Raw genomic sequence first — 24,458 nt, 5'->3', positions numbered from 1 at the left:
CAATACTTGATAAATATTAAACTGAAAAGCACTGCAATATTACTATTTATTATTGTTTTAATTCAGGCCTGTTCATCAACAAAATACATTGCCGACTACCAATCGATCGTTAAAAAGGTAACGATTGACAGCGTTGACAAGAAATTTGAGGAGCAGGCTTATAATTATGTCCAGAAAGATCTCCGGCCTGCTTCTAAGCTCAGTATCCAGGTGCCTTTGTACAACCTCTTCAATACAAAAAATGGAAGATACAAAACGAATGATATCAAACCTTTTGGTACACCGCCTGCTATTTTGGACAGTACACTGGTAGAAATTTCGAGGACCCAGATCCAGAAGTTTTTAAAAAGCAAGGGGTACCGCCAGGCAGAGGTTACTTCTGCCATCAAAGTAGCGAATAAAAAAGCAGAGGTAATTTTTAGTGCAAAACCCGGACCGGCCTATTTTATTGATAAACTGACTGATTCGATCCCGAATGTGAATATCAGGAACCTTTACCAAGCGAATAAGGCTGGAGTTAGCCACTTGCACAAAGGGATGCAATATGATGAAGATTCGCTAACCTACGAAAGGGAACAGATTTACCGTATTATGAAAGAAAACGGTTATTTCTATTTTTTAAGGCCTTATGTAAGTTTTGATGTTTACGGTGCAGAAGCGACTTCTAAAACCAATAAGATGGAGTTGAACCTGAATGTTAACGATCCGAATGAGGGGCCGCACAAACAGTTTAATATCGGTTATACGCACATGATTATTGCGCCAAACCCTGATGGTTTTCCTGATTCGGTACGCTATAAATTAAGTAAGGATACTTTAAACGGTGTAATATTTACCGATTTCTCTAAGCGTTACCGTAGAAATCCGATTGTTCGTTACGATTTTTTAAAGCAGGGAGAACTTTACGATATCCGGAATGAGAACCTTACCTACGACCGTTTATATGAGTTAAATGTTTTTAAAAACGTAAAAATTGATTATTTCAGGAGAGATAGTACCTCGAATAAGGTAAATGCTGTAATCCAGCTTATTCCACAAAAAGTAATGAGTAACCGTATTGAAGGTGAGGTGCCTTTTAACGGTGGTACAGTTGGTTTTAACCTGAGTAATACCTATACCAATAACAATATTTTTAGGGGAGCGGAACGGTTTGAGCTGCAGGTAAAAGGTGGTTTACAATCGAGGATCGGTAATGGGGCGAAACCATTCAGTGATATTTACCAGCGCGATTTTTCGATCAGTGCCAGTATTACGGTACCCAGGTTAATGATCCCTTTTTATAACCCTAACCTGGGCGGGAACGGAATGCCGCATACTACTTTTTCGAGCAGTTATATTTATGCCCTGCAAAAGGATGTTTCGGTGCGGCGGATCTTTATCAATTCGATTACTTACGACTGGGTTGAAACGAAATCTAAACTGCACTCTTTTACGCCTTTGAACTTTGAATACCGTTTTGGCTATCTGGATCCTAATGTAGATGCACAAACCGTATTGAATAACCTTTATTACTCTACATTATTAGGCCGGAAGGATTTAACCTTAGGGATGAAATATACTTATACCTTAAATGCAAATAAGCTGAATGAATACCGTTCGTTTGTTTATTTAAGGGCTGGAATGGACATTGCCGGAAATTTATTGCAGGGAATATCTAAACTAACGGGCTCCAAAAAAGATACCGTGAACAATGCTGCAAAAATATTGGGTTTGCCATTTAACCAATACATGCGCCCGGAGGTTGATTTAAGGTGGTACAAACATTTAGGTGGCGAAAGGCAGTTTATTGCACGTTTAAATGCTGGTGTAGCCTACGCTTACGGAAATTCGGAATTAACGGGCATCCCTTTCGAAAAGCAATTTTTTGCAGGTGGATCGAGCGGGGTTAGGGCATGGCAGGCCAGAACCATTGGTCCGGGGAACTACGATAGGGGACTTTTAAGAAGCGATACTTTACGGAAAGCATTTTTTGGTCTCGATCAGCTTGGAACCATGCGGATTGAAACAAACTTTGAATACCGCTTTACCGTGGCGAAAAAGTTTTTTGGTGCAACCTTAAAAGGAGCTGCCTTTGTTGATATTGGTAATGTATGGAATTTACGTAAAGGCGAATCAATCCTCGTTGGAACTCCGTCTCTCGACGAACAAACCGTATTTAAATTGAGCAGATTTGCACAACAGCTTGCGGTGGGTACCGGTTTAGGATTGAGGTACGATGTACAATACTTTGTGTTTAGGTTCGATGTTGGTTTGAAGCTTAAAGACCCCCAGTTTACGGGTTCAGATCAATGGGTGATCAGTAAGTTTTTATCAGGGGCAAGAGAATTTAAAGATAATTACAATGCCACACACGGCCCTGATACCTACCGTTTCCTGCAATATAACTTTGGTATAGGCATGCCGTTCTAATTAACCGAAAAGGCTTAATTCTTTGGGTTTCGTATCGGGATTTTTGAAAGAAAATTCTTTAAAAGGCTGCCATCTTTTATCCTGGTGCTTGTAAACGGAAAAAGAGGAGACCGCAAATTCGCGTTTAAATTTCCGGTCTTTAAACGCTTCGGTAATCTGTTTGAAAACAGGTTTTATATCCCTGAATGCCAGGGTAAGGTGTGGATTGAATTTCTCTTTTTTCTCGATCAATTTTAGTGGCTGTAACTGCTTTGATATCTGTTTTTCAAGATTCATAACACCCTCATTTTTTTCTACATCGAGGAAAAACGTATGTTCGGGGAACGCGCTGAAATTTCTTAACACCTGTGTAAAAGGCGTGTGGAAAGAGGCTTCCTGCAAGGCTTTGAAAAACCTGTTTTCCGCTTCCAGTGATGATAATTTAACCGGTGGATATAAAGTAATGTGCGCAGGTCTTTTTAAGGATTCGTGCACGTTAAATTGCGCTGAAATGTAGGTTCTGATTTCATCAATATCCTCTACAATAGATACAGGAGGAACTAAACAGACTAAAAAAAGATTTTCCATGAAACAAATTTACTAAAATTATTAGTAAATAAAAATAGATAATCGTTGAAAACGATTGGTTATTTCTCACTCGTTAGAAATGAGCGAAAGCGCCTACTACCGTGGTCCGTGTCTCCACGGACCACTTATTGTGTCGAGTGTTAGCCACGGATGCACGGATTAACACTTAAAACTTATCGAAGGAAAATATTAAACAAATGAGTTGTTTTGTGGCACAGATTTCTCCACTGCGGTCGAAATGACGGAAATAGGTAAAATAAACCCGACCGGCAGCGTTATCCCGATCGCGCAATAACTTGTTTTATCGATTTTTTTATCGGGATTAAGCAAAGGGCGGGACTGGCGGAACCGAAGCCCCACGGATACTGCTTTTCAAAAAAAATAGCTATTAAAGTGTTGATTAAGTTAGTAATCCAGTGTCAGATGGGAACATCTGACACCACAAAGATTCCTTTTTTTTATAGCATGATGGAGCTGCGGCATCAGACCAGGTTTTTCAGTCCATCAAAAATACTTTCGAAAAAGGTAGAAAGATTTAAGCCGTTGCTGTGGTTAAAATACACAAATACCAAAAATACGATCACCACGAATATAATAAGCTTACGGAAGGCAAAGGCAATAATGATGAGTACGATGGGGATAATGAACAGCCATAAGCTATTGATGGCGTAGGGGCTTAAATCGGTATCTTTTTTATACACGTAAACCAATTTGCTGTGCGTGCCGCTATCGTTCTGGTGTTTGATGTACACAAATGTAGATTTATCGATAGGTAGGGGCAGAACGGCGATGCCATCGTTAAACTTCAGGATCTGCGTAAAACCGCTTACGCTAAAGGTATAGGTGCCGTTGATTTTTTCATCGGGGGTATTTAACGAATCGGCGGCAATAATGGCCAGTTTATTGTTTTTAAGCAGGTTTTCTTTAACCAAAAAATTGTTGATCGCTGCATTTTGTGCAAAGCTGAAAAAACTGGTTAAACAAAGCGATAATAAAAATATGATCCGTTTCATTCGATAGAACGTTTGTTGTAAATTAAATAACCGATATGCAATAATACACCATTTCTTTTAATGGCATCGTTATATAAATTATAGCTTAAGCTTACCGGACCCAGCGGAGAATGATAAACGAGGCCTGCCGTACCCGCATAGCGTAATTTGGTGATGGCTTTTGCGTAATCTATACCCTGGAAACTGTTCAGCTCAAACTCCTTGTGCGGTAAAAATAAGTAACCTTCCAATCTAAAATCGAGATTTTTTTTAACATTATAAATGTTTTTTATCCCGCCGGCTGCATAAGTGGTAGCCCTGAACTTATCGAGGAATAACGATCGGCTATCCTGCAGCGGATAAAATGCCGGTGCAGTTAACAAAGTAGCATAATAATTGCCAAATAGGGGCTGGTTAGAGATCACCCCTTCGATAATGTAGCCGAGTGTGTACTTTTTGATGTGTAAAAAATAATTTTCCTGTGTGAGTTTTATACTGCCCCAATGGTGCAAACGGCTAAATTCGGGACTGTTAACAAAACCAGGGGTATTGCGGAAGATGTTTCCGGGGTCGTAATTTTCGCGACCGGTGGTGTAATTAAAGCTTAATGAAAAGCTTTGTCCGTTTGTGGCATACTGTTTCCGGTTAAGCGAGTTTTTCTCAAAATTTAACGAACCCCTAAATCCATTAAAAACGGTTTCATCGAGCACATCCCCAACGTTAAAGGTATTATTGGGACTATAGTGGTCGCTATTGTTGATGAATGTTGAGTGGAGAACGATTTTAGTGTTGTAATTTAAAGGCATTCCCACCATCAGATCGATTTTCCGGTCGGATTGCTCGATGTAGATAGGGCGGGGGTTTTCGATAAAAATCTGGCTGGTGTTGTAATAGTTCCAGTGGTTATAAGTGAGCTCTGCGGCGAGAAATAAAGGCAGTTTGGTGGGGTAATCAACACGTCCGTTCACCTGTACCGATTCGTAAAAACGGCCGGAATAAAAACTGGTACCAAAGGTGTACGATTTACGGTTAAGGTAATTGTATTGTGCGCCCAAAAACACATTGCTGATGGGCCTGGTAGAAATATTACCGCCCAACTCGAGTTTAAAACTCTTTTTCGGCTGGGCCACTACCTCAAAGGTATAACTATCGGTTGCGGCCTGGTAGGAAATTTTGGGATAAACCGTTTCAAACGTCTGATCGGCAACCAGTTTGTAGTAACCGCGCCTAATGTCTTTCAGGTCGAAAGTGGCCTTGTCGCTTTTAAAAAGCCTTTCTACGTATTTCTTTTGCTGTGCATTAACGCCAGATACGGTAACATTGCTGAATTTTAGCTCGGGTTTCTGTGCATTGAATTTTTCCCTTCTTTTGGCCAGGTCTGCATCGCTCACCCTTCTGCTGATCAGCGCTTTGATCCTAGGCATATCGGCCATGGTGGCATCGTAACCTTTTTTGATCAGATCGGCAACAGGGGCGAAGTTGGTTACACTATAATTGGTTAGATCGGGCTGGATATATACTCCGTTTTTACCGATCATGGTCGAATCTGATTTGGAGAGGAACATGTATACCAAAAAACGGTTCATCAGGCGGTCGTCGATGTTTTTTGGGTATTCGTTATAGGTTTTTGATGAGACATTGGCACCGATCATGTAATCAGGCTTAAACTCCCTTTCCATCACGTCTGCAGGGAAATTATTGTACAAGCCACCGTCGAAAACATATTTGCCATCAAGTTTTATCGGCCTGTAGATAATCGGAACCGTCATGGTTGCCCTTACAGCCTCGGCCAAACTTCCTTTACTTACAGTGATACTTTTTTGCGAAAGTACATCGGCTACCATACAGCGATAAGGCACAAAAAGGTTGTCGAAGTTATCTTTTGATACGGCTGATGCCTGTGAAAAGAGCTCCAGAAAGGCAAAATTTAACGGAATATCGTTAATAAGGTTGGAGCGAAAGCTAAAGTGGAAACCCGTATCGATAGCCACCTTTGCGGTAAGCATAGATGCATTTGGTGCATTTTTCTGAAAGTAAAAGGTATAATCGCTGGTGTAACGGCCATTTACCCAATTCTGGAAATCGTTGCTTAATGCTATTTCTTCAATCTGTTTGGGGCTATAGCCCGCGGCGTACATGGCGCCAACAATACCGCCCATTGATGTGCCTGTAATGTAATCAATAGGAATGTGGTTTTCTTCGAGTGCTTTTAAGGTACCGATGTGTGATAACCCTTTTGCACCGCCACCGCTAAAAACCAAACCAACCTTTTGCGCCTGCAATTGGTTACAGCACAGAACGAAAAGGATCAGCAAAAATCTATTAAAAGTTACCACGCCTAAAAATAGGTGTTTTTCTTTTAAAATCAGTTCAATATGAAAATGTTATAGGTTAAAAGTGTAGCAAAACTTACCCATAAGAAATAGGGGATAAAAATCAGCCCGGCCCATTTATTGATTTTGTAAAAGGTAAAGCCATTGATTACGACGAATATCAACAGTAAAATAATTTCGGCGAGGGCAAAACCTACCTCACGGAGGTAAAAGAAAATGAACGACCAGGCTAAATTGAGGATCAACTGGATCAGATAAATGGCAACCGTACGCGGAAAGTGGGCAATTTTATCGCGCTTGGTCCAAACCAGGTAAGCTGCAATACCGATGAGCACGTAAAGCGTTGTCCAAACAGGGGCAAAAAGGTAATTGGGCGGATTAAAGGAGGGCTTATTGAGTGTTGGATACCAGGTTTTAACAGATTGGGCAGTGGCCCATCCGCCCAGGGCTCCAACACCCAGTGTAATGGCTATATTAATGATAAAAGCTACCGGTTTAAATTTCATGCTGCAAATTTGGGTTTAAACAACGGTAAAACCTAAAAAGTTTTACCTGCCGATACCCGGAACAACGGCTAAACTTTCAGTATCATCATTACCAACACTTTGTACGGCAAATAAATAATTGTCTTTGCTGTAAGGCAATCTTAATTCGGTGGCTGTGGTAAAAAATTTCTTTTCCCAAACCGGGCTACTGGTTTCGCGCATTAGCACATAATAGCCTTTTACAGTGCCATTAACAGGTGCTTTCCAATATAAATAGGTAGAGTTGCTCAGGTTTTTTACATCTACTTTTACTTCGGTAGGTGCGGATGGTGCTTTTGCCAGATTAGCCAGAACAGCAATGTTTACACCTGTATTTTTACGGAGGTATTCGAAATCCATAAATTCCTGAAGATCGCCGTATCTAACACCTTTTTCTGTTCTGAGGTCCTGGTGCTGGTGATCGAAATTTTCGTTCATTTCGGTGATGCGCACGGCTGTAAAACCGTTTTCTACAAATGGGGTATGATCGCCACCACGTAAAAACCTGTCGTTCCTGTAAATCAGTTTTACTTCGAGCTGGTCTACATAACGCTCGCCGGTTTCTTTAACATAACGCGCCAGCTGACGGCTTTTTCCATCATTCTCGAGCCCAAACTGACGGATGTTCTTTGCATTTTTATCCAGCTCATAACCTGGTAAACCTTCACTAAAAACGCGTAACCTGGTATTATCAATAATCTGTGTTTCGCTGCTGTTGTTGCTGCCAATCATGTCGTTGTTCAGCATGGCATCTACATTCCAGCCTTCTTTTTTTGCTTTTGCAGCCATAAAACCCGATCCCAGTAAAGATTGTTCTTCGCCGCTTACTGCTACGAAAATAATGGTGGCCGAAAATTTATATTGGCTCATAATCCTTGCCGCTTCAATTACGCCTGCAACGCCGCTGCCATCATCGTTAGCGCCGGGAGCATCACTTGTTCTGTTCATTACATCGGTAACGCGGCTATCAAGGTGGCCACTTACTACATACACACGTTTATCGCTGGCATCGGTCCCTTTTAATACAGCTACGGCATTGCCCAGTAAAGTTGGCTGATCTACCCTTTTCCCATCGGGCTTAAAGGTTGTTGTATCCAAATATGCGGTAAGCCTGCCATCGCTCTGCTTGGCAAACTGGTTAAATTTACCCACTACCCAATTTCTGGCGGCACCAATTCCCCTGGTTTTGCTTTTAATATCGCTTAACGTACTCCTGGTACCGAAGGCAACCATTTTAGAGATATACGATTTTAAAGAATCCTGGTTAACCGATTTTACCATTTTATCGATGTCCTGGTTACGGATAACCATGGTTTGTGCTTTTATGGATAAACTTATAGCGGTAAAAAGTATAATGGAGTAGATTTTTTTCATCTTTATCGTCAAAATTTAATTAGATAGCTAATATATTGAATGAAACATTAAAAAATGGCGTACAAAACGGTTTCTATGTAACATTTTGGGCATAAAAAAGCCCTTTGAAATTCATCAAAGGGCCATGTTGTTTGGTTTTAATGTTATTTTGCTACTGCGGAAGCAATTACTTCTGTTTTGCTCCAGTTGCCGAAAGCTTTTTTAGCTGATGATTTTGCCGCACTTAGTTCCACATCACCTGCAATGGTTAAAAAGGTTTTTTCCGGAGAAATCTGGTTATAAAAATTCTGTACATCGGCTAAAGTTAAAGCGTTGATAGATGCTTCATTTACCGATTGATCATAATCATAATCATGCGCTTTTAAACTGGCCATCAATTTTGTCTTTGCAGTATTGAAGCTTTTTTGATCGATGGTTGCTTTTTGGATCAACGAGGCCATCTGTGTTAAATCTTTATCAAGATCTGCACTTGCCGTAGCCAATTTACCACTGTTATCATTAAAACTGATGTTTTGGTTTTTACCAACGTTTTCGTTCAGCACGGCATTCAATAATTCAACCACACCGTCTTTTTTACCTTCAAATGCTTTTGCATCCAAAGTGAAACTCGAATAAGCTTTAGGCGATCTGTCATTCTCTGAAATAATGATGTTCATGCCGTTTTTTAGTTTGTAGCCAACAGGCTCTTTAAATGTTTGTGCTTTAGCGGTAAAAGCAGCCAGGATGATAAGGGATGAAAGTGCAGTTGTTTTAATGGTGTTCATTTTATTTTTTTTAAGTAGGGTTTAAAATCTGTTTTCTGATTGATGATCAAATGTACGGGCTGATTAGCTTTTGAGCCTATAACAAGGCGGTAGAAAGGCAGAAATCATAGACGAACGGGCGTATATACGTGACGAACTAGGGATCGGATTTCTGCAAATATATATTTTATTCATTTTGTTCATTATTTATTCCTGAAAAATATTTATCAACCTAATGCTTAGTTTTATTTGTGCCGCTAATCTGATAACAATGAATTGCCTGATCGTTGATGACCATGAAATTGCCAGGGATACATTAATCCGCTTATTGAAAATTGATACTTCCCTGAAATTGGTTGCAGCCTGCGAGAATGCGGCAGAGGTTTATAAAAATCTGGCCGCGCACAAAGTAGACCTGATATTTCTGGATATCGAGATGCCTGGCGTATCAGGGATCGATCTGGTAAAGGGGTTGGGCGAGAAGAAACCTTTGATTGTATTTGTTACTTCCAAAAAGGATTATGCCGTTGAAGCTTTTGATTTAAATGTTGTCGATTTTATTACCAAACCCATAACCCCCGATCGTTTTTTTAAAGCCATAACCAAAGCCCACGAAATATATAACTTAAGTAACCTGTTTGTGGGCAATACACAGGATGAATATGTTTTTATCAGGGATGCGGGCGCAATAAAACGTATTAAAATGGAGGATATTAATTTCCTTGAAGCCCAGGGCGATTATGTAAAGATTTATATGGATGAAAAATCGCATGCGGTACACTCCTCTTTAAAATCGATAGAAGATAAACTCCCCGGGAAATTTTTTGTACGTGTGCACCGTTCGTTTATTGTTAATATAGGGAAAATAGATACGGTGGAGGGCAATACTTTAATTTTGCATAAACGTTTTGTACCGGTATCTGATGCCTATAAAGCAACCCTGAATAAAAGAATGCAGATATTGTAATTATGGGAGGTAAAGATAGCAGCGATGCAGTAAACCTGATTGATGTATTGATTATCAATGATGTGGCTTTAGATCAGGAATTACTTTCGGCCTATCTTAACGAGTATGATGTAAGTTTTTGCGTTGCGGCATCTAAAGATGGGGCATTTAAAAAACTTGGCGATTTTACTTTCAAGCTTATTCTGATTGATGCAGCGTTTACCTTGTCGCAGGGTTATAATATGGTGGAAAAGATCAGGGCCGATCTTCAATTAACCATACCAATAGTAGCCATTACTACCGAAAATGTGGATTTAACGAAAACGGAATGTTTTAGTACAGGGATTAACGGTTATTTTACCAAACCGATCTCTAAAATAGAACTGGTTGGTGTTTTAACACAGTTTCTGCCGGGCGAAGCTTTATCAACCAATGGCGTTGGGTCTTTCGTTCCCCAAACCATCGATTTAAGTTATTTGAAGGAAATAAGCATGGGCGATGTAGGCTATGAACTGGAGATGGCCGAAAAATTTGTGGAGATGATTTCCGACGAAATGATACAGCTTATGGATTGCCTGGAAAGGGGAAATGTAGAATTGCTAAAACGCCTGGTGCATAAAATGCGGTCGACTATTTACCTGATGGGTTTAGGTCCGAAACTTATTACAACAATTGAGGCCATTGAGTACGAAAACCTATCAGCTAAGCAATTAAAGTTTCAGGTTGATGTGATCATAACCGTATGCGAAAAAGCCAAAGAAGAGGTACTGGTATTTTTGGATAACGCCAGATAACTGACCTTTTCTTTGGCTGGTATTTTTAGCTTGCTTAAGCGTTATGAAGCGTAAAGGTGATCGGAAGTAGACAATGATGCTTTGCCGCTGATAAAATCTTTTATTTCTTTGATGGTTTCTTCCGGAGCACTGATGTGTGGAAAATGTCCGGTGGCTTTCATTACCACCAAAAAGTTTTCTGGTGTATTTTTATGGATAAATTCGCCTGCTGATAAAGGTGCCATCATATCGTTCGAGCTCTGCAAAGTTAAACTTGGTACTTCGAGTTCTTTTAATTTATCGCGGTAATCGGCCTTAAAGGTTGCCATTGCAAAAGCCAGGGCTACACTCGGATCGGTAGCTTCGAAACATTCCTGTAAAAATTCAGAAAGTTCGGGTCTTGATGGTGTATCCATCACTACAGGTGCCAATTGTTTACTCCAGCCTACATAATCGTCGGCTATAAGCTCGAAAATGTTCTCCAGATCGCCAACATTAAAACCGCCGATGTATTCGCCATCGTTCAGGTATCTTGGTGAAGGACCGATAAAAACCAATTTTTTAAATACTTCGGGTATCTGTAATGCGGCAATCATGCCAATCATGCTGCTTACCGAGTGGCCAACAAAAATGATATCATGCAGATCGAGCGCTTCAATAATATCGATCACATCGCAGGCATAGCCTTCCAGTGTAGCATATTTACGTTTATCATATTGGCTAAGGTCCGAATCGCCGGAGCCTACATAATCGAACAATACAACTTTATATTCCTTTAGAAATGCATCGGTCATGTATTTCCACGAACTTTGCGCACAGCCAAAGCCATGTGCAAACATAATTACCTGGCTACCCTCGCCAAGTATTTTCACATTATTTCTGATGAGTATAGGATGCAAGATCTTCTATTTTAAATTCTAATTTAAGTTAAACAATGTAACTGTTTTTTTATAAAAAAATAAAAAATGAACAAAAAGTGGTGTGATTTTCTGTGAACAGGTTTTTTTTAGTCCTTAGTCTGGAGTCAATAGTCTTTAGTAGAGCTAATCTAGATGTTGACCATTAAGAAGTTAAGGACATTAAGGTTGGTGAAGTACCCGGTTGTTTTGACAAGCGTATGGCGTAAGGCGGTTTGACTATCAGCCATGAACCATTAAACCAATAAACAGTTTTCAGTTGGCAGTTTTCAGTTCCCGATGAACGAATACTAATATGCAATTTTTTTACCACCAAGGCACGAAGGCACAAAGTTGGCAGTTTTTCAGTCCCAGGGTTATAGACAATTAACCGATTAACCCTCTGAGCGTAGTCGAAGGGTATACAATTAACCATCAGGATAAGCGCCAGGCGTAATGGAGTAAGCGATCGAACTATCAACCATGAACCATCAAACCACTAAACAGTTTTCAGTTGGCAGTTTTCGGTTCCCAATGAACTACTCAATTTTTTACCACCAAGGCACGAAAGCACAAAGTTGGCAGTTTCAATTTAGGGTTTATATACAGTTAACCGATTAACCAATTTATACAATTAACCACTACTGTGAAAAATATAATCATTATCTTGCCTTAGTAAAACGTTTAACCAAATATGAAGAATTACACTGTTATGTTGCTTATTGTCTGCTTTTCAGCTTTTTATGCTAAAGGTCAGGTGGATTTAAAATCATTTAAAAATAATGGGGCAACCGTCTCTTCCAACAAAAAAGAGCTGGTGTTAAACTGGCCGGTGGGCAATGGTAGTATCGGGAAAATGGTTTTGAACCTCGACCAAACAAAGCCTCTATTCAGCAGTTTGCAATTGGGTAAAAAAGGTGCTTTAAAAGAAATTGCTGCCAACCTCGATCCTGCATTTGTTTTACGGGTAGGTAAGCGTACTTTAAGCGCCGAAAGTGGCGGCTGGGATGTGTTTTTCGATCGGGTACCTACCAGGCCATATACTACAAATGCGGTAAAATTTGAAAAAGGAGACGCCAGTGTTTCGAGTTATGGCTCGCAAACGGTGGTGAAGATAAACGGTATTGAAAGCGAAAATTTTAAAGGCGCCTTAGAAATAACCCTTTATAATGGCAGTCCGTTATTTAATATTGCAGCTGTGGTATCTACCCAAAAAGATTCTACGGCAATTTTATATGATGCCGGATTGGTGAATAAAAAAGAAATATGGAACAATGTTGTTTGGAGCGATGTAAAAGGAAATCTTCAGACAGAGAAAGGCATTAAAACCGATGCGGCCAAAAATCTGGAAGTAAAATACCGGACCGTTATCGGTGAAAATGCGGGAGGAAGTCTCGCTGTTTTTCCTGCACCTCACCAATATTTTTACCCTTTGGATGAGGCCTTTAACCTTAAATTTACCTGGAAAGGCAGCAACTATTTAAACCTGATCCCTGATTTTGGCATCGGTATCCGCCAGGATCCTTTGGGAGATAAACGTTATGTGCCATGGTTTAACGCACCGCCAAATACACAGCAAAGACTTAACTTTTTCTGTTTGTTGAGTGCGGGTAAAGCAGGAGCAGCCTTAACCGAAGTTAAAAAGTTTACCCACAACGATTCATATGTAGCATTGCCCGGCTATAAAACGATGGCCAGTCATTTTCATAATGAGTTTATCTCAGACGTGGTGTTAAGTGGAAAACCTGTTCCCGAAAAGCCCGAATTTGTTGAAGTGCTTAAAAAAACAGGTTTAAATATTGTAAAACTTGCCGAGTTTCATGGTCCGGGGCACCCAAAAGGACCAGATACTACCCGTTTAAAAGAATTGGATGCTTTGTTTAAACAAACCAAACGGTTATCGGACCCCAACTTTTTATTGCTACCAGGAGAAGAAGCCAATAATTTTTATGGCGGGCACTGGCTGGCCTTTTTCCCGAAACCTGTTTATTGGGTAATGTCGCGGAAAGGCGATCTTCCTTTCGAAAGCAACGATCCGAAGTATGGCAAAGTATACCGTGTAAATGATAAGGCAGAAATGCTTAAATTACTGGAGCAGGAGCATGGTTTGGCCTGGACGGCACATGCGCGTACGAAAGCTTCAACAGGTTATCCGGATAAATATAGGGAAGAAGATTTTTTTAAATCGGAAACCTTTATGGGAGCAGCATGGAAGGCCATTCCGGCCGATCTTTCGTTGCCTACGCTCAGCAAAAGGGTGTTAAACCTGATGGATGATATGGCGAACTGGGGTTTGAAGAAACATGTAATTTCGGAAGCCGATATTTTTACCATTACCGAACAGAATGAAATGTATGCACATTTAAATGTGAATTATTTACAACTGGATAAAGTACCCAATTATGCCGATGGCTGGCAGCCTGTGCTGGATGTGATACAGAAAGGGAAGTTTTTTGTTTCAACAGGCGAAGTGCTGATCCCAAAGTTTAATGTTAACGGTAAAGCTGCAGGAGAAACGTTAAATGTTGATCAAACAGGTAAAGCAACAGTGAACATGCAGCTGAACTGGACTTTTCCGTTAAGTTTTGCAGAAATTGTATCGGGCGATGGGAAAAAAGTGTACCGTAAGCGCATTAATTTAAATACAACACAGGCATTTGGAAAAAAAGATTTCAGCTGGCCTGTTGATTTAAAAGGCCGTAAATGGGTAAGGGTAGAAGCCTGGGATATTGCAAGTAATGGTGCTTTTACGCAGATGGTGTGGTTGGAGTAGCAGCCTGCTTTTAAGCTTGGCTGTCATCCTGAGGGTAGCGAAGGATCTTTTTATTTATCCATATCGTCATTTCGAGCGGAGTGCACCGCAGTCGAGAAATCTAACTAGAGAATATTTCAAGATAGATCTCTCCGCTCCACTGCGTTCCGGTCGAGATGACGATACAATATAAGAAGAGAAAATACAGTGCATTACACCGCATCCATCTTAAACTTTCTTATGGCTAAATAGAAAAATGTAACCGAATACAATCCCGCCAGCAAACCGGCACAAATCGCAGATGGTGTAATGCCAAAATCGTGACCAGGCGGATAGGAAAAATGCAAGGTAAGCATTAGGGTAAATACAATTGTGATGCAATACAAGCCATTCAGGCCTGCTTTTTTTAGGATAAAAGGATATCCTGTTATTTTCTCATCCACGTTATAATTAATCGCCTCCGAATGTTGAAGAAGTTTGATTTTTTTTAAAATATCAAGTGTAATCATAAATGGAAGAAATAATGACATAGGCAATAAGAACCTGGCCAGATTTTGCTCTCCACTGAACAGGTGCACCGAATTTTGCGTTTTAAATGCAAAATAAGGCACTATGGTATTCAATAATGTATTCGGAATGAGATGTAAAAGCAGGTTTTTACGAACAAACTTCCGCCAGTTCGATACTTTGGTTTGCTCATCGTATTCCACGTAATCAGACATTGGCCAATTCGTTTAAGTTTTCTTTAATCATTTCCATCGCCCTGTCTTTGATCTGCCGGGCATCAAATTCCTTTAAAAAGGATTCGTTAGACATGAAAGAGAAATCAAGCTGACCGTTAAAAGTGCTGCACACCAAAGTATTGGCATTTTTCCAGGGAAAGGCTACCGTTGGACTGTAAATGGTTTCAATAGAGAAATTCTGGTAATCCTTTGGTATGTTTAGAAGTCCCATATTGCTTAAAGTAACATCGTGAGTGCCTTTTGTGGTTCTTAAAAAACCGATCATTTTATTTACCGATGAATGGAAATACTCGCTCATGCCCAACAGGTCGTAAACTTTCATTTCGGAAACTTTTGCGTCCAAATCGCTTTTTAATCTCTGTGCCTTCGTCCAAAAACTGTTTTCAGTCTGATCGAGTTTAAGCTCTGCAATTGGTGCAAAGGCGAACATGGTATCCTGTTTAATGGCTTCCACAAAGCGCCTGATATCAACCGGACAGATTACCTTACCATGGGCTTTTTCTCCCTGTACCTGTTTAAAAGCTTCCATAAATGCCACGCAGATGGCTGCATGTACGGTGGTGTTTTCCGCTTTGCATTTCAATAATAAATTTTTGGTGTTTTCGGTACTGATTTTCCAGTGAATGGCATAATTACTCCGATCCAGATTGTGATCTGAAGTGGATTTGAAAAAGAAAAATAAACGGCCAAGGGCTGCAAAAATCTTCCCTTTAAAATGACCGAGTTTACTGATGGAAAAATCTCCGGGCAATAGGTCTTTCACGGTAAGAAATGACGGATAGGGCGTTAGCTCCTGTTTAGGATTATCGATCAATGTCATTACCTCGCGCAACAGGTTTAAAATGGTGGTTCCATCGCAGATGCAGTGTGGAAGCACAAGTAAGAGTTCGGATGCTGTTTCGCCTTTTAACCAAACCACCCGGGCCAATGGTTCGTTTTGGGTATCAAAAAGCTTGTACCATTCTATTTTTGATTCTATTAGCCAATCTTCGTCAGTAAAACGTTCAGCAACCCTAACCGGTATTTTACCGATATTTTCGTTCAGTACAAAATAAGGTGTTTTACCAGAAGCATCGATATTCATCTGCAACAGCGGGTGTTTCTGCTGGATTTTCTGTAATGCACTATGCAGGTTTTCTTCATTGATAGTGCCTGCTATTTTAGCTGTAAAAACACAATTTAAAGGTGTTTTAGCATCCACATGCATAATCCGTTCTCCTAAAATTAATCTTCTTTTCATGCGGTTGCGCTTAAAATTTCGAGTGGTTGCTCTATGTGGCTTTTAAGGATAGATATGACCTTTTCTTTAATGGCTTCGGCCTCTGCATAAGGTACATAACCTTCGCTGGCCACAAAAGTAAAGTCCATCTGGTTGCGGTAGGTAGAGGCAATCATGGTGGTGGTATTGCCCAAAGGACCCAATACCGAAGGACTGAATATACTTTCTACTTCAAAATTTTGATATTGATGTGGGATATCGATTTTGCCAAGGTTAGAAAACATACAATCGTTGCTCGATTTGCCATATTTTAAAAAATTAGTGAAATTTTTAAGAGCCGGGTGGCAGGCTTCCATCATCATCATCAGGCTATATGGATTGAGTTTTGCCGATTTATCGTTTACATCTTTTTGTAGGGCTTTCACATTTTCCAAAAAGTCTTTTTCGGGCAACAGGGAAAGCACGATCATTAAACCAAAGGCAAAAATGTGGTCTTTTTTAATAATCGGGTTAAAGTTCCTGATGTCGACCGGGAGCGATATTTTATTGAATGATTTTTCTTTCCTTACTTCTTTAAATGCGGTTAAAACAGCAGCACTTAACAAGGTGTTTACAGTAAACTGATTGGTTTTGCAGAAAGTGATAATCTCCCTGGTAAATTCCTGATCGAATCTCCAGCGGAGCATAAAGTCCCTTTTACGCTCAACCGCTACCTTTTTAACGGGGATCATCCATAGGGCCAGCGTTACAAATTTACCGATTAAGCCGTTTTTGGCGCGGTTGCGGTAACTGTTAAGCACTTTTTCGGGTATTACATCTTTTACGCCCATAATCGGGATCTCCCTGCCGATTTCGGTATCCGGATCATCTAATAGCTGAAGCAGCTCGGTTAAAATAGAAAGGGCCGCAGTGCCATCGCAGAGACAATGGTGGTAAGCCATCAGGATCTCGGAAACGCCTTCTCCTTTTAGCCAGGTAATGCGGCACAATGGTGCGGTTGTGGCATCAAAAACCGTTTTCCATTCGTTTACCGATTCCTGCTCCCATTGCTCATCGCTTAAACGTTCCACCACACGGATCGGAATTTTAAAGGCTTCGGTAAGGTTGGTTATAAACCAGGGCTTTTGGTCCTGGTCAAAATTGATCGATGCCGTTAACCAGGGATGTTTTTTCTGGATTTTGAACAGGGCAAACCTTAAATCGTCTTCCTTTATTTCTCCCTTTATTTTGAATGGTATTACGATGTTAAACGGGCTTTTGCCGTCTCCGTATAACATCCTTTCGCCAAATAGCAGTTTTCTTTTCATTTAGGTTAGTATTGTTTTCATAAAAAGTCGTCATTTACGCTTGCGCTCGTTTCCAAACGAGTGCATAAATAGTTACACGATTTTATCGTTGTAAACGATATCCTATTTAACGCTCGTTAGCGGAATCTTTTTCTAGATAGATCTCTCCGTTCCGCTGCGCTTCAGTCGAGATGACGGCCGAGGAGATGGTTCTTCCCAGAGTTGTCAACTTTTTTAATCGTTTCGTCATGCTGAATTTATTTCAGCATCTTTCTTGCAAGATAGACCCTGAAACAAGTTCAGGGTGACGGTCGCAGGGGATGGTTACTCCCAGAGTTGTCAACTTCTAGGCAAGCGGGCCATCAAAGTTGACAACTCTATTAACTTCTGCAAAATCCTCCAGCAATTGCACCGCTTTATCATTGCCACCGGCTTCGATAAATGTTTCTCTTATTTTTTGTGCGGCCTGGCGATATTTCGGGTTTTCCAAAAGCTCGAAAACCGTATTTCTTAAGTCGCTAATGCGTAAACGTTTGTAACGGATGCTCACGCCACAGCCTGCACCCTCAATTAATTTTGCGGTATGGAAATGATCGTAGGCAATTGGTGTAATCAACATCGGTAAACCATTGGTGAAGGTGTCGTTTACGGTATTAAAACCTCCGTGACAGATTACTGCATCCATGTGGGGCATCAACTCCGACTGTGGTACAAAACCATTTACAATAAAGTTATCAGGCCATTTTTCGAAAATATCAGGATTGGTTGCGGCCACAATGGTTACAGGTTCGTTTTCGAAAGCGGTAATCAGTTTCTGGAAGAATTCCTTCCGGATATCAACCAGCAGCGTTCCTAAAGAAACAAATACTTTTGGTGTGGTGGCCTGGCTTAAACGTTCCCAATCGAATGGTGCTAAATTCGGCCGGCCTTTTACAGGGCCAACAAAATGCATGTGCGGTGGTTTTTCTTCGAAACCGGCAAAAGCCTGTGAAGTGAAAACCATGTTCAACTCGTGGGAGTGGATATGGATATCATCGCTGTAAATACCCACTTCCCTTTGTAAACCTTTGATCAGGTTTTGTTGCCATTCGAATATTTTGGGAGCGCTGTTAGCGGTATCGCCCATTACATCAGGTGGCACCGGGGTAGTGGTAACCGATGGAATGCCTTTTAAATGTGCGCTTAATGCACCGGCAAAGGTAATGCAGTCGTTAATGATAACGTCTGGTTTCCATTTATCAACAAAGTTGTTCAGGCCTTTCATCATCATTTTGGCAAAAGGCACATAAGTTTCTTCGAGGGCCAGTTTCATCACCTCCGGACTAGAACAGGCAGGGCCATCATCCTGACGTTTTAAAATGCGTTGTATCTCATCAGCATACTCTACCAGGTCTTCTTTCGGGTAAATAAATTCACCACCCTCAGGCAAATGCACCTGCGCAAGCGGGGTAATGCCAAGCCATTTTACTTCATGGCCGCGGGCCAGTAAACTTGCACCAATGCTTAAAGTCGGGCTGATATGGCCAAAAAAAGGCGGGACAACGAAAAGGAATTTTGACATAATGTATAATTTAACTGATGAATACGTTTGAGGTTTTGTTGCTTAAAGTTTCCAGTAAATCGGCTGCACTTTCTGTTCCACCGGCCTGGATAAATGATTGTTTGATCTGCTCTGCAGCAATTTTATAACTATCGTTCTGCAGTACTTTATTTACGGCTTCTTTAAGGTGGCTGGCTTTAAAACGGTTAAAGTTTAAACGTTCTCCGGCACCAACCCTGAAAACACGTCCGGCTACGTGGCTCTGATCGTAAGCAATAGGGATCACTACCATGGGCAGTCCTGTCATTAAAGTTTCGCAAACAGTATTGTGTCCGCCATGGCAAACCACGGCATCAAGGTGTGGTAAAAGTTCCAGTTGTGGTACCTGGCGCTGTACGGTAAAATTAGCCGGCCACTCATCAAATAAAGCAGGATCGGAAACCACTACCACATGCAGGTCTTCATTTTCAAAAGCTTCGATTACCTTGGCAAAAAAAGCTTTTTTATGTTCGTGATCGAAGGTGGTACCAATGCTCACCAATATTTTGGGCTGGCCGGTATGAAATGCTTCCCAACGGAAAGGAATTGCAGTTTTGCGGCGGTTAAAAACGGGGCCTACAAATTTAAAATGCTCCGGTAAATCCATCTCTCCGAAAAAATCGCGTGAGGTAAATACCAGCGTGGCAAGATCAGAACAGGCAATAGAACCACTTGCGGTAATGCCGAATTCTTTTTGCAGCTCTACAATTTGGTTTACTTCCCACTCGTGCACTTTTGGCAACTCGTCCATTACTTTTATCGCTGCCGGAGCAGTAACCGAAGTAACGTAAGGATAGTTTTTATTGGTTGCGGCAATGGCACCGGCAAACATCTGATGGTCGGTAATGACCACATCGGGTTTAAACTGATCGAGCAGATCGGCAATGCCTTCGTAACTGTGCCTGTTTAGCGGGATCAGTACTTCTTCATACAGAAATTTGATGCTATCGATGCCGTAAACAATCTTTTTGGTAATGATATCGAGGTATTTTTCTGAATCCTTTTTCTGCTGGTCGTTCTGGTCGTAACTGATCAGGAGCAGCTCGCCGCCCTCAGGAAGTTTATCGCCAAGCGATTGATCTAAAGTAATCCATGCTACACGGTGGCCTCTATCCAATAAAGCCGCACCCATACTTAAAGTTGGGTTAATGTGGCCGGTTAGGGGAGGAACTACAAATACGAATTTTGCCATCTGTGTTTAATTTTATTTTTCCTGGAAGAAGTTTAATAATGCTTCTGCAATAACTAATGGTTGCTGGATCGGGATATTATGATCGCCCGGAACGGCAATTAATTCTGCATTTTCGATTAGTCCATCAAGGTGTTTTCCTGCATTTAAACAATTGGAATCGGTACCATATAATAGTAGCGTCGATTTTTGTATAGTTTCGATTGCAGGACTGCCGAAAAAGTCTTTTTCGAGCTCCATATCGGTTTTGATCGAAGTTTGATAAAAAAGGTACTCGTACATGCGGTGGTTGCGTTCCATCTGCCTTTTACCCATTTTCACTTTGGTGGTATCGGTAAAGTTTTCGACGTAATGCTCCAGAAACTCACGACTGTACTCATCAATAATGCCCCTTGTTTTATCATCATTCGGATCGGGTGCCTCAATTACAGCCAGTTTGTTTATACGCTCCGGAAAAAGGATGACCATTTTTAAGGCAATCAATCCGCCAAAACTATAACCGCCCAGATGCACTTTCTGCAGGTTTAATTCCTCCATCAATGCAAGCAGATCGTTGGTCATGCTTTCGAGATCGTAACCGAGCAATGTTTTTTCGCTCATACCATGGCTTTTCAGATCATAAAGTACCACATGGTATTTTGTGGCCAACAGCGGTGCAATATTAAAATAATAGACAGAAAGGTTACTGAACATCCCGTGAACGAGCACGATGGTTTCAGCAGCCCCTTTGTTGAGCTCCTGAATGTGAACCGATTTGCCGTTTACCGTTACGATTGGCATTCTTCGATATAAGAGATGATCATACCCAGGTTTAAATTGATCAGCTGATCTAAATCCATTGATGATAACCAGCCTGTAAAATCGATCTGCTCGCCAAAGTGTGCCTTGATTTTTTCGGAAAAGGATACGATTTCGATGCTGTCCATTTCGAGGTCTTTGGTGAAAGAACTTTCGGGGGTGATATCCATTTCTTCAACAAATTCTTCGCCGATTACTTCAGTGATAAATTTTTTCATGAGGTCGAAAATTTCTTCGCCGCTCAGTTTCGTAGTTGCTATAGTGTCCATCCGATGATATAGTTTTTATGTTTGATTGTTTTAATTGTAATGTTATTAATGCGTAATTCTTCGCCGTTTACTGCTGTTACGGTATAGGCTTTGGGGTTGCCCTGTAAACCTTTGCCCAGGTATTTTCCGTAAGCTTCCTTAGCTACCCAGAAACGGGTTGCCCATTCAATTTTATCGCGGTTTTGGAGCAGGGCCATTTCGTGCTCGTTAAAAACAAGATCAAAAAAGCCTGCGCTGCGTTCTTCTATGTGTTCGATATCGATGCCAACGGGTTCGTTAAATCGGGCTATGCCAACAGCATCTGTGCCTTTATGCGCAATAGAAATGTTGATATTATCGGTTAAACCACCTTTAACATAAGGTTTGCGGTGTTCGTCTGAATAAATTTCGAAGGTAATAGGGTAGCAGGCCTGGTTTTTCTGCGTGTTCAGTAAATTTCTTACCGCATCTTTTGCAGCCACCCTGCTGATCATCCAGGTTCTTCTTTTATTGGGCAAAAGGTTGTTGTGATGTTTCTTTTCGGTTTGATTGAAATACCTTTTCAGGATAAAATCCCACGATACCACACGCGTGTAAGCGTTACCGAAAAGAAAAACACCGGGTGCAACTTCTTCTGATAAACGGTTATGCAATGGCGACATGGATACATTCCAAAGCGGTTCGTCGATTTCGAGCCTGCGGTTCTGCCAGCCTGAAATAATCAGCCAGGTAATGCCATCCCTTTTCATCACGATATCTGCAGTGGCAAATTCATCGTTGATTTCGGTAAGCACGCAGGTACATTCGAAAGTACCTTTCTGATCGGCCATATCGCCGAAAAATTCTATTTCCTGGATTTTAACAGGAAAAGCAATTCTATCTTTTTCTAAAGTAAGCTGCAACCACAAACCGAATAACTGACCGGCGTTATCCAATAAAGAGCCTTTTCCACCTGCAGCTTCGATAATGCCGGTAATTCCTTTTTCGCCAACGGCAATCAGTTTTTTGATGCCCTGGTAATCTGGTCCGTGGAACATGTGTGCATCGTAAATCTGTGCTGAAGTACGGTCAATATCCAGTAACTTTCCGATGTCGAAAGTGCGGTTTGGAGCAGGATTTAACTGCGGCGCAAGTTGCACTTCTGCATTGGCGAAACGCTCGAGGTTAAGGTAAACCTTTTGTTCGTCTTTCCACTCGCCGGTTACGGTTTCCTGAAAAGGTTTAACTACATTCATCCATTGGAAAACACGCATATTCATAATTTTATGCACTTTTTCTTCAGGCGATTGCGCATTCGCTATTTCGGCAAATACTTCAAAAATCATGGTCATCGGGATCACCGGATCCATATCTTCTACCGTTGGCCAGCCTTTTGGCTGCCTCAACAGCGAGTGATCGATGAGATAAGGACAGTTATCCAAACTCACATCCAGCGTTTTGCTAAAGGCTTGCCTGATTGGCTTAACCGGTGCGGCCGGTGCCCAATTGCTTGGCTGATCAACCTGGAACGCTGCATTTTCGAAAAGTTCGATCATTTCGCTCTGCATATTGATCATTTCCATTACATTTTCGTTAAAAGCCTGTAATACGGGGTGTTTGGCTTCTACAAAAGTTTTGGGCTGTACAGGTTGAGGTTGCTTAATGGTTAAACCTTTAAGCGTTTGCAGGTTATGGATAATCGGTGAACCGAGTTCGAGTTTGATACCTTTGTTTTTTTGCGGTGGCGTTGATTTAATGTTGCCTAGATAATTGAGTCCGATTTCTTTTCCTTCAACAAAAAGTGCGGCCAAAACCCTTTGCAACTGCGTAATACCCGAACGGATAGGCACATTGGCACTAATGGTACTAAAATCTTTTCCCCTTAGAGTATCATCGATAAAGCCCACCAAACCACCAGAACCTACCTGGATAAATACACGTGCGCCCTCGGCATACAATTTTTCGGTAAGCTCGCGGAAACGCACCGGTTTGATCAGGTGTTCGGCACTTAACTGGCGGATGGCTTCGAAACCTTCGGGATAAGTTTCTAAGGTAGTAGCCGACCAAAGCGGCGTTGTGGTTTTCCTGAACTGCATATCCTGCATGCCCTCGAGGATCAGCCCCAGTTTATCGGCCACAAATGGTGAGTGGAAACCCGATTGGAAAGGCAGAATCTGATGGAAAACCTGTTTCGCTTTTAATACCGGCACCAGCTCATCAAGCGCATTTTTACTGCCACAGAGGATTACCTGTTGCGGGCAGTTATCGTTAGAGAGGTATAAATCAGGAATACTTTCGATAATGGGTTGAAGAGTAGCTAAACCAGCACCAACGGCAATAAAGCGCGAATCTTTGAGTTCAAAAGTTTCGGGGTTAAGTACATTCAGTAAGTTCATTACCGAACTTTCTTCTGCCAGTTCCGAAGATCTTGCTGCAAGCCATTCGCCAAGGCTGTGGCCTGCGTTCATATCAGATTTAACACCTAATTGCTTTAAAGCCTGGTCTAAAACACTGCTTTTGTTCAGTATATTGAGTGCCTCACTTAAAAGGCCATCCTGTTTTTCGTTTTTATCGATACTGATGTTGAAATAATCGGCTACCGATTTAATTTCACCACCGGCAAGCCCGTCTAAACCAGGGAAAACGAAGGCTATTTTGCCATCGTTGGCCAATAAAGGTGAATTGGTGTACCAGATATCCTGTTTATTTCTCCAGGGAGAATTTTTAGCTACAATTTTTAGCGCTTTTTTGATCCTTTCTTCACTTGGATTGAATAATACCAAACGGAAATTGCCCTGCCCTACGCTATAATCGCCATTTTCGAGCGATTGGATCAGACTCTCATGACTAGGCCGTGCTAGCACCAAAACCTCGTCTTTTTTAGGACTATCGTAAGCGGTTAATACCACGTGGGCATTAATTCCACCAAAACCAAAGGCATTTACGGCCGCTAGTTTCGGTAAGCCTGATTGGTTCCAGTCTGCAGCTTTTTGCACCGCAGAAAAACGGGTTTCTGCGAGTTGTGCAACAGGCTCATCGCAATGCAAAGTAGGAGGGATGATGCCGTGATATAAGGCCAAACTCGATTTAATCAAGCCGGCAATTCCT

At 41.3% G+C, this 24,458-nt stretch carries 19 protein-coding genes; 4 read left to right on the top strand and 15 right to left on the bottom strand.

Annotation, left to right across the window (positions count from 1 at the left end; all coding sequences use genetic code 11):
• Positions 1-6 precede the first annotated feature (6 nt).
• Positions 7-2,409, top strand: coding sequence for a BamA/TamA family outer membrane protein (locus B2V92_RS19750; RefSeq protein ID WP_293311447.1), 2,403 nt, complete (start codon positions 7-9; stop codon positions 2,407-2,409).
• Here the strand turns inward: B2V92_RS19750 and B2V92_RS19745 are convergent, their stop codons facing one another.
• The 6 genes from B2V92_RS19745 to B2V92_RS19720 all read right to left on the bottom strand — a co-directional run bounded on the left by B2V92_RS19745 (position 2,410) and on the right by B2V92_RS19720 (position 8,963).
• The gene (locus B2V92_RS19745; RefSeq protein WP_293311445.1) at positions 2,410-2,976 is read right to left on the bottom strand and encodes a 2'-5' RNA ligase family protein; all 567 of its coding nucleotides are present in this window, start codon (positions 2,974-2,976) and stop codon (positions 2,410-2,412) included.
• A 482-nt stretch (positions 2,977-3,458) separates the two neighbouring features.
• Complete coding sequence (locus tag B2V92_RS19740) at positions 3,459-3,989, bottom strand: hypothetical protein (RefSeq protein WP_293311443.1); 531 nt, start codon at positions 3,987-3,989, stop codon at positions 3,459-3,461.
• Positions 3,986-6,250: a patatin-like phospholipase family protein gene (locus B2V92_RS19735; protein ID WP_293311441.1), complete on the bottom strand. Its 2,265-nt coding sequence runs from the start codon at positions 6,248-6,250 to the stop codon at positions 3,986-3,988. Before B2V92_RS19735 ends, B2V92_RS19740 begins: the two co-directional genes overlap by 4 nt.
• Before the next feature lie 83 nt (positions 6,251-6,333).
• Positions 6,334-6,807, bottom strand: coding sequence for a TspO/MBR family protein (locus B2V92_RS19730; protein ID WP_293311440.1), 474 nt, complete (start codon positions 6,805-6,807; stop codon positions 6,334-6,336).
• A gap of 42 nt (positions 6,808-6,849) precedes the next feature.
• A complete protein-coding gene (locus B2V92_RS19725) occupies positions 6,850-8,199 on the bottom strand; it encodes a M28 family metallopeptidase (protein WP_293311439.1) in 1,350 nt (449 codons plus the stop codon).
• 143 nt (positions 8,200-8,342) lie between these two features.
• Positions 8,343-8,963, bottom strand: a complete 621-nt coding sequence (locus B2V92_RS19720; protein WP_293311438.1) for a hypothetical protein — start codon at positions 8,961-8,963, stop codon at positions 8,343-8,345.
• A gap of 250 nt (positions 8,964-9,213) precedes the next feature.
• On the opposite strand from B2V92_RS19720, the gene B2V92_RS19715 reads away from it, so the two are divergent.
• Complete coding sequence (locus B2V92_RS19715; protein WP_293311437.1) at positions 9,214-9,909, top strand: LytR/AlgR family response regulator transcription factor; 696 nt, start codon at positions 9,214-9,216, stop codon at positions 9,907-9,909.
• A 2-nt stretch (positions 9,910-9,911) separates the two neighbouring features.
• The gene (locus B2V92_RS19710) at positions 9,912-10,682 is read left to right on the top strand and encodes a response regulator (RefSeq protein ID WP_293311436.1); all 771 of its coding nucleotides are present in this window, start codon (positions 9,912-9,914) and stop codon (positions 10,680-10,682) included.
• 41 nt (positions 10,683-10,723) lie between these two features.
• On the opposite strand, the gene B2V92_RS19705 is transcribed toward B2V92_RS19710, so the two are convergent.
• Positions 10,724-11,560: an alpha/beta fold hydrolase gene (locus B2V92_RS19705; protein WP_293311435.1), complete on the bottom strand. Its 837-nt coding sequence runs from the start codon at positions 11,558-11,560 to the stop codon at positions 10,724-10,726.
• A gap of 691 nt (positions 11,561-12,251) precedes the next feature.
• Between B2V92_RS19705 and B2V92_RS19700 the strand changes: the two genes are divergently transcribed.
• The gene (locus B2V92_RS19700; RefSeq protein ID WP_293311434.1) at positions 12,252-14,330 is read left to right on the top strand and encodes a hypothetical protein; all 2,079 of its coding nucleotides are present in this window, start codon (positions 12,252-12,254) and stop codon (positions 14,328-14,330) included.
• Positions 14,331-14,521: 191 nt separating this feature from the next.
• Here B2V92_RS19700 and B2V92_RS19695 read toward each other — a convergent pair whose 3' ends face one another.
• The 8 genes from B2V92_RS19695 to B2V92_RS19660 all read right to left on the bottom strand — a co-directional run.
• Entirely contained in the window at positions 14,522-15,031 is a 510-nt protein-coding gene (locus tag B2V92_RS19695; protein WP_293311433.1) for a hypothetical protein, read from the bottom strand.
• On the bottom strand, positions 15,024-16,292 hold the full coding sequence (locus tag B2V92_RS19690; protein WP_293311432.1) for a condensation domain-containing protein: 1,269 nt from the start codon (positions 16,290-16,292) through the stop codon (positions 15,024-15,026). Before B2V92_RS19690 ends, B2V92_RS19695 begins: the two co-directional genes overlap by 8 nt.
• On the bottom strand, positions 16,289-17,578 hold the full coding sequence (locus B2V92_RS19685; protein ID WP_293311431.1) for a condensation domain-containing protein: 1,290 nt from the start codon (positions 17,576-17,578) through the stop codon (positions 16,289-16,291). The genes B2V92_RS19690 and B2V92_RS19685 overlap by 4 nt, the downstream gene beginning before the upstream one ends.
• Positions 17,579-17,903: 325 nt before the next feature.
• The gene (locus B2V92_RS19680; RefSeq protein WP_293311430.1) at positions 17,904-19,118 is read right to left on the bottom strand and encodes a glycosyltransferase; all 1,215 of its coding nucleotides are present in this window, start codon (positions 19,116-19,118) and stop codon (positions 17,904-17,906) included.
• A gap of 10 nt (positions 19,119-19,128) precedes the next feature.
• A complete protein-coding gene (locus B2V92_RS19675) occupies positions 19,129-20,328 on the bottom strand; it encodes a glycosyltransferase (protein ID WP_293311429.1) in 1,200 nt (399 codons plus the stop codon).
• 12 nt (positions 20,329-20,340) lie between these two features.
• Positions 20,341-21,105, bottom strand: a complete 765-nt coding sequence (locus tag B2V92_RS19670; protein ID WP_293311428.1) for an alpha/beta fold hydrolase — start codon at positions 21,103-21,105, stop codon at positions 20,341-20,343.
• Positions 21,093-21,392 (bottom strand): acyl carrier protein, encoded by a 300-nt coding sequence (locus tag B2V92_RS19665; protein ID WP_293311427.1) that lies wholly within the window; start codon positions 21,390-21,392, stop codon positions 21,093-21,095. The genes B2V92_RS19670 and B2V92_RS19665 overlap by 13 nt, the downstream gene beginning before the upstream one ends.
• A partial coding sequence (locus B2V92_RS19660) for an acyltransferase domain-containing protein (protein WP_293311426.1) occupies positions 21,380-24,458 on the bottom strand: 3,079 nt, incomplete at its 5' end. The genes B2V92_RS19665 and B2V92_RS19660, both read right to left, overlap by 13 nt.

The organism is Pedobacter sp. UBA5917 (assembly GCF_002432345.1).
Lineage (GTDB): Bacteria > Bacteroidota > Bacteroidia > Sphingobacteriales > Sphingobacteriaceae > Pedobacter.
The sequence above is the reverse complement of the archived record's forward strand: the minus strand, read 5'-3'. Positions and strand labels throughout refer to the sequence as shown.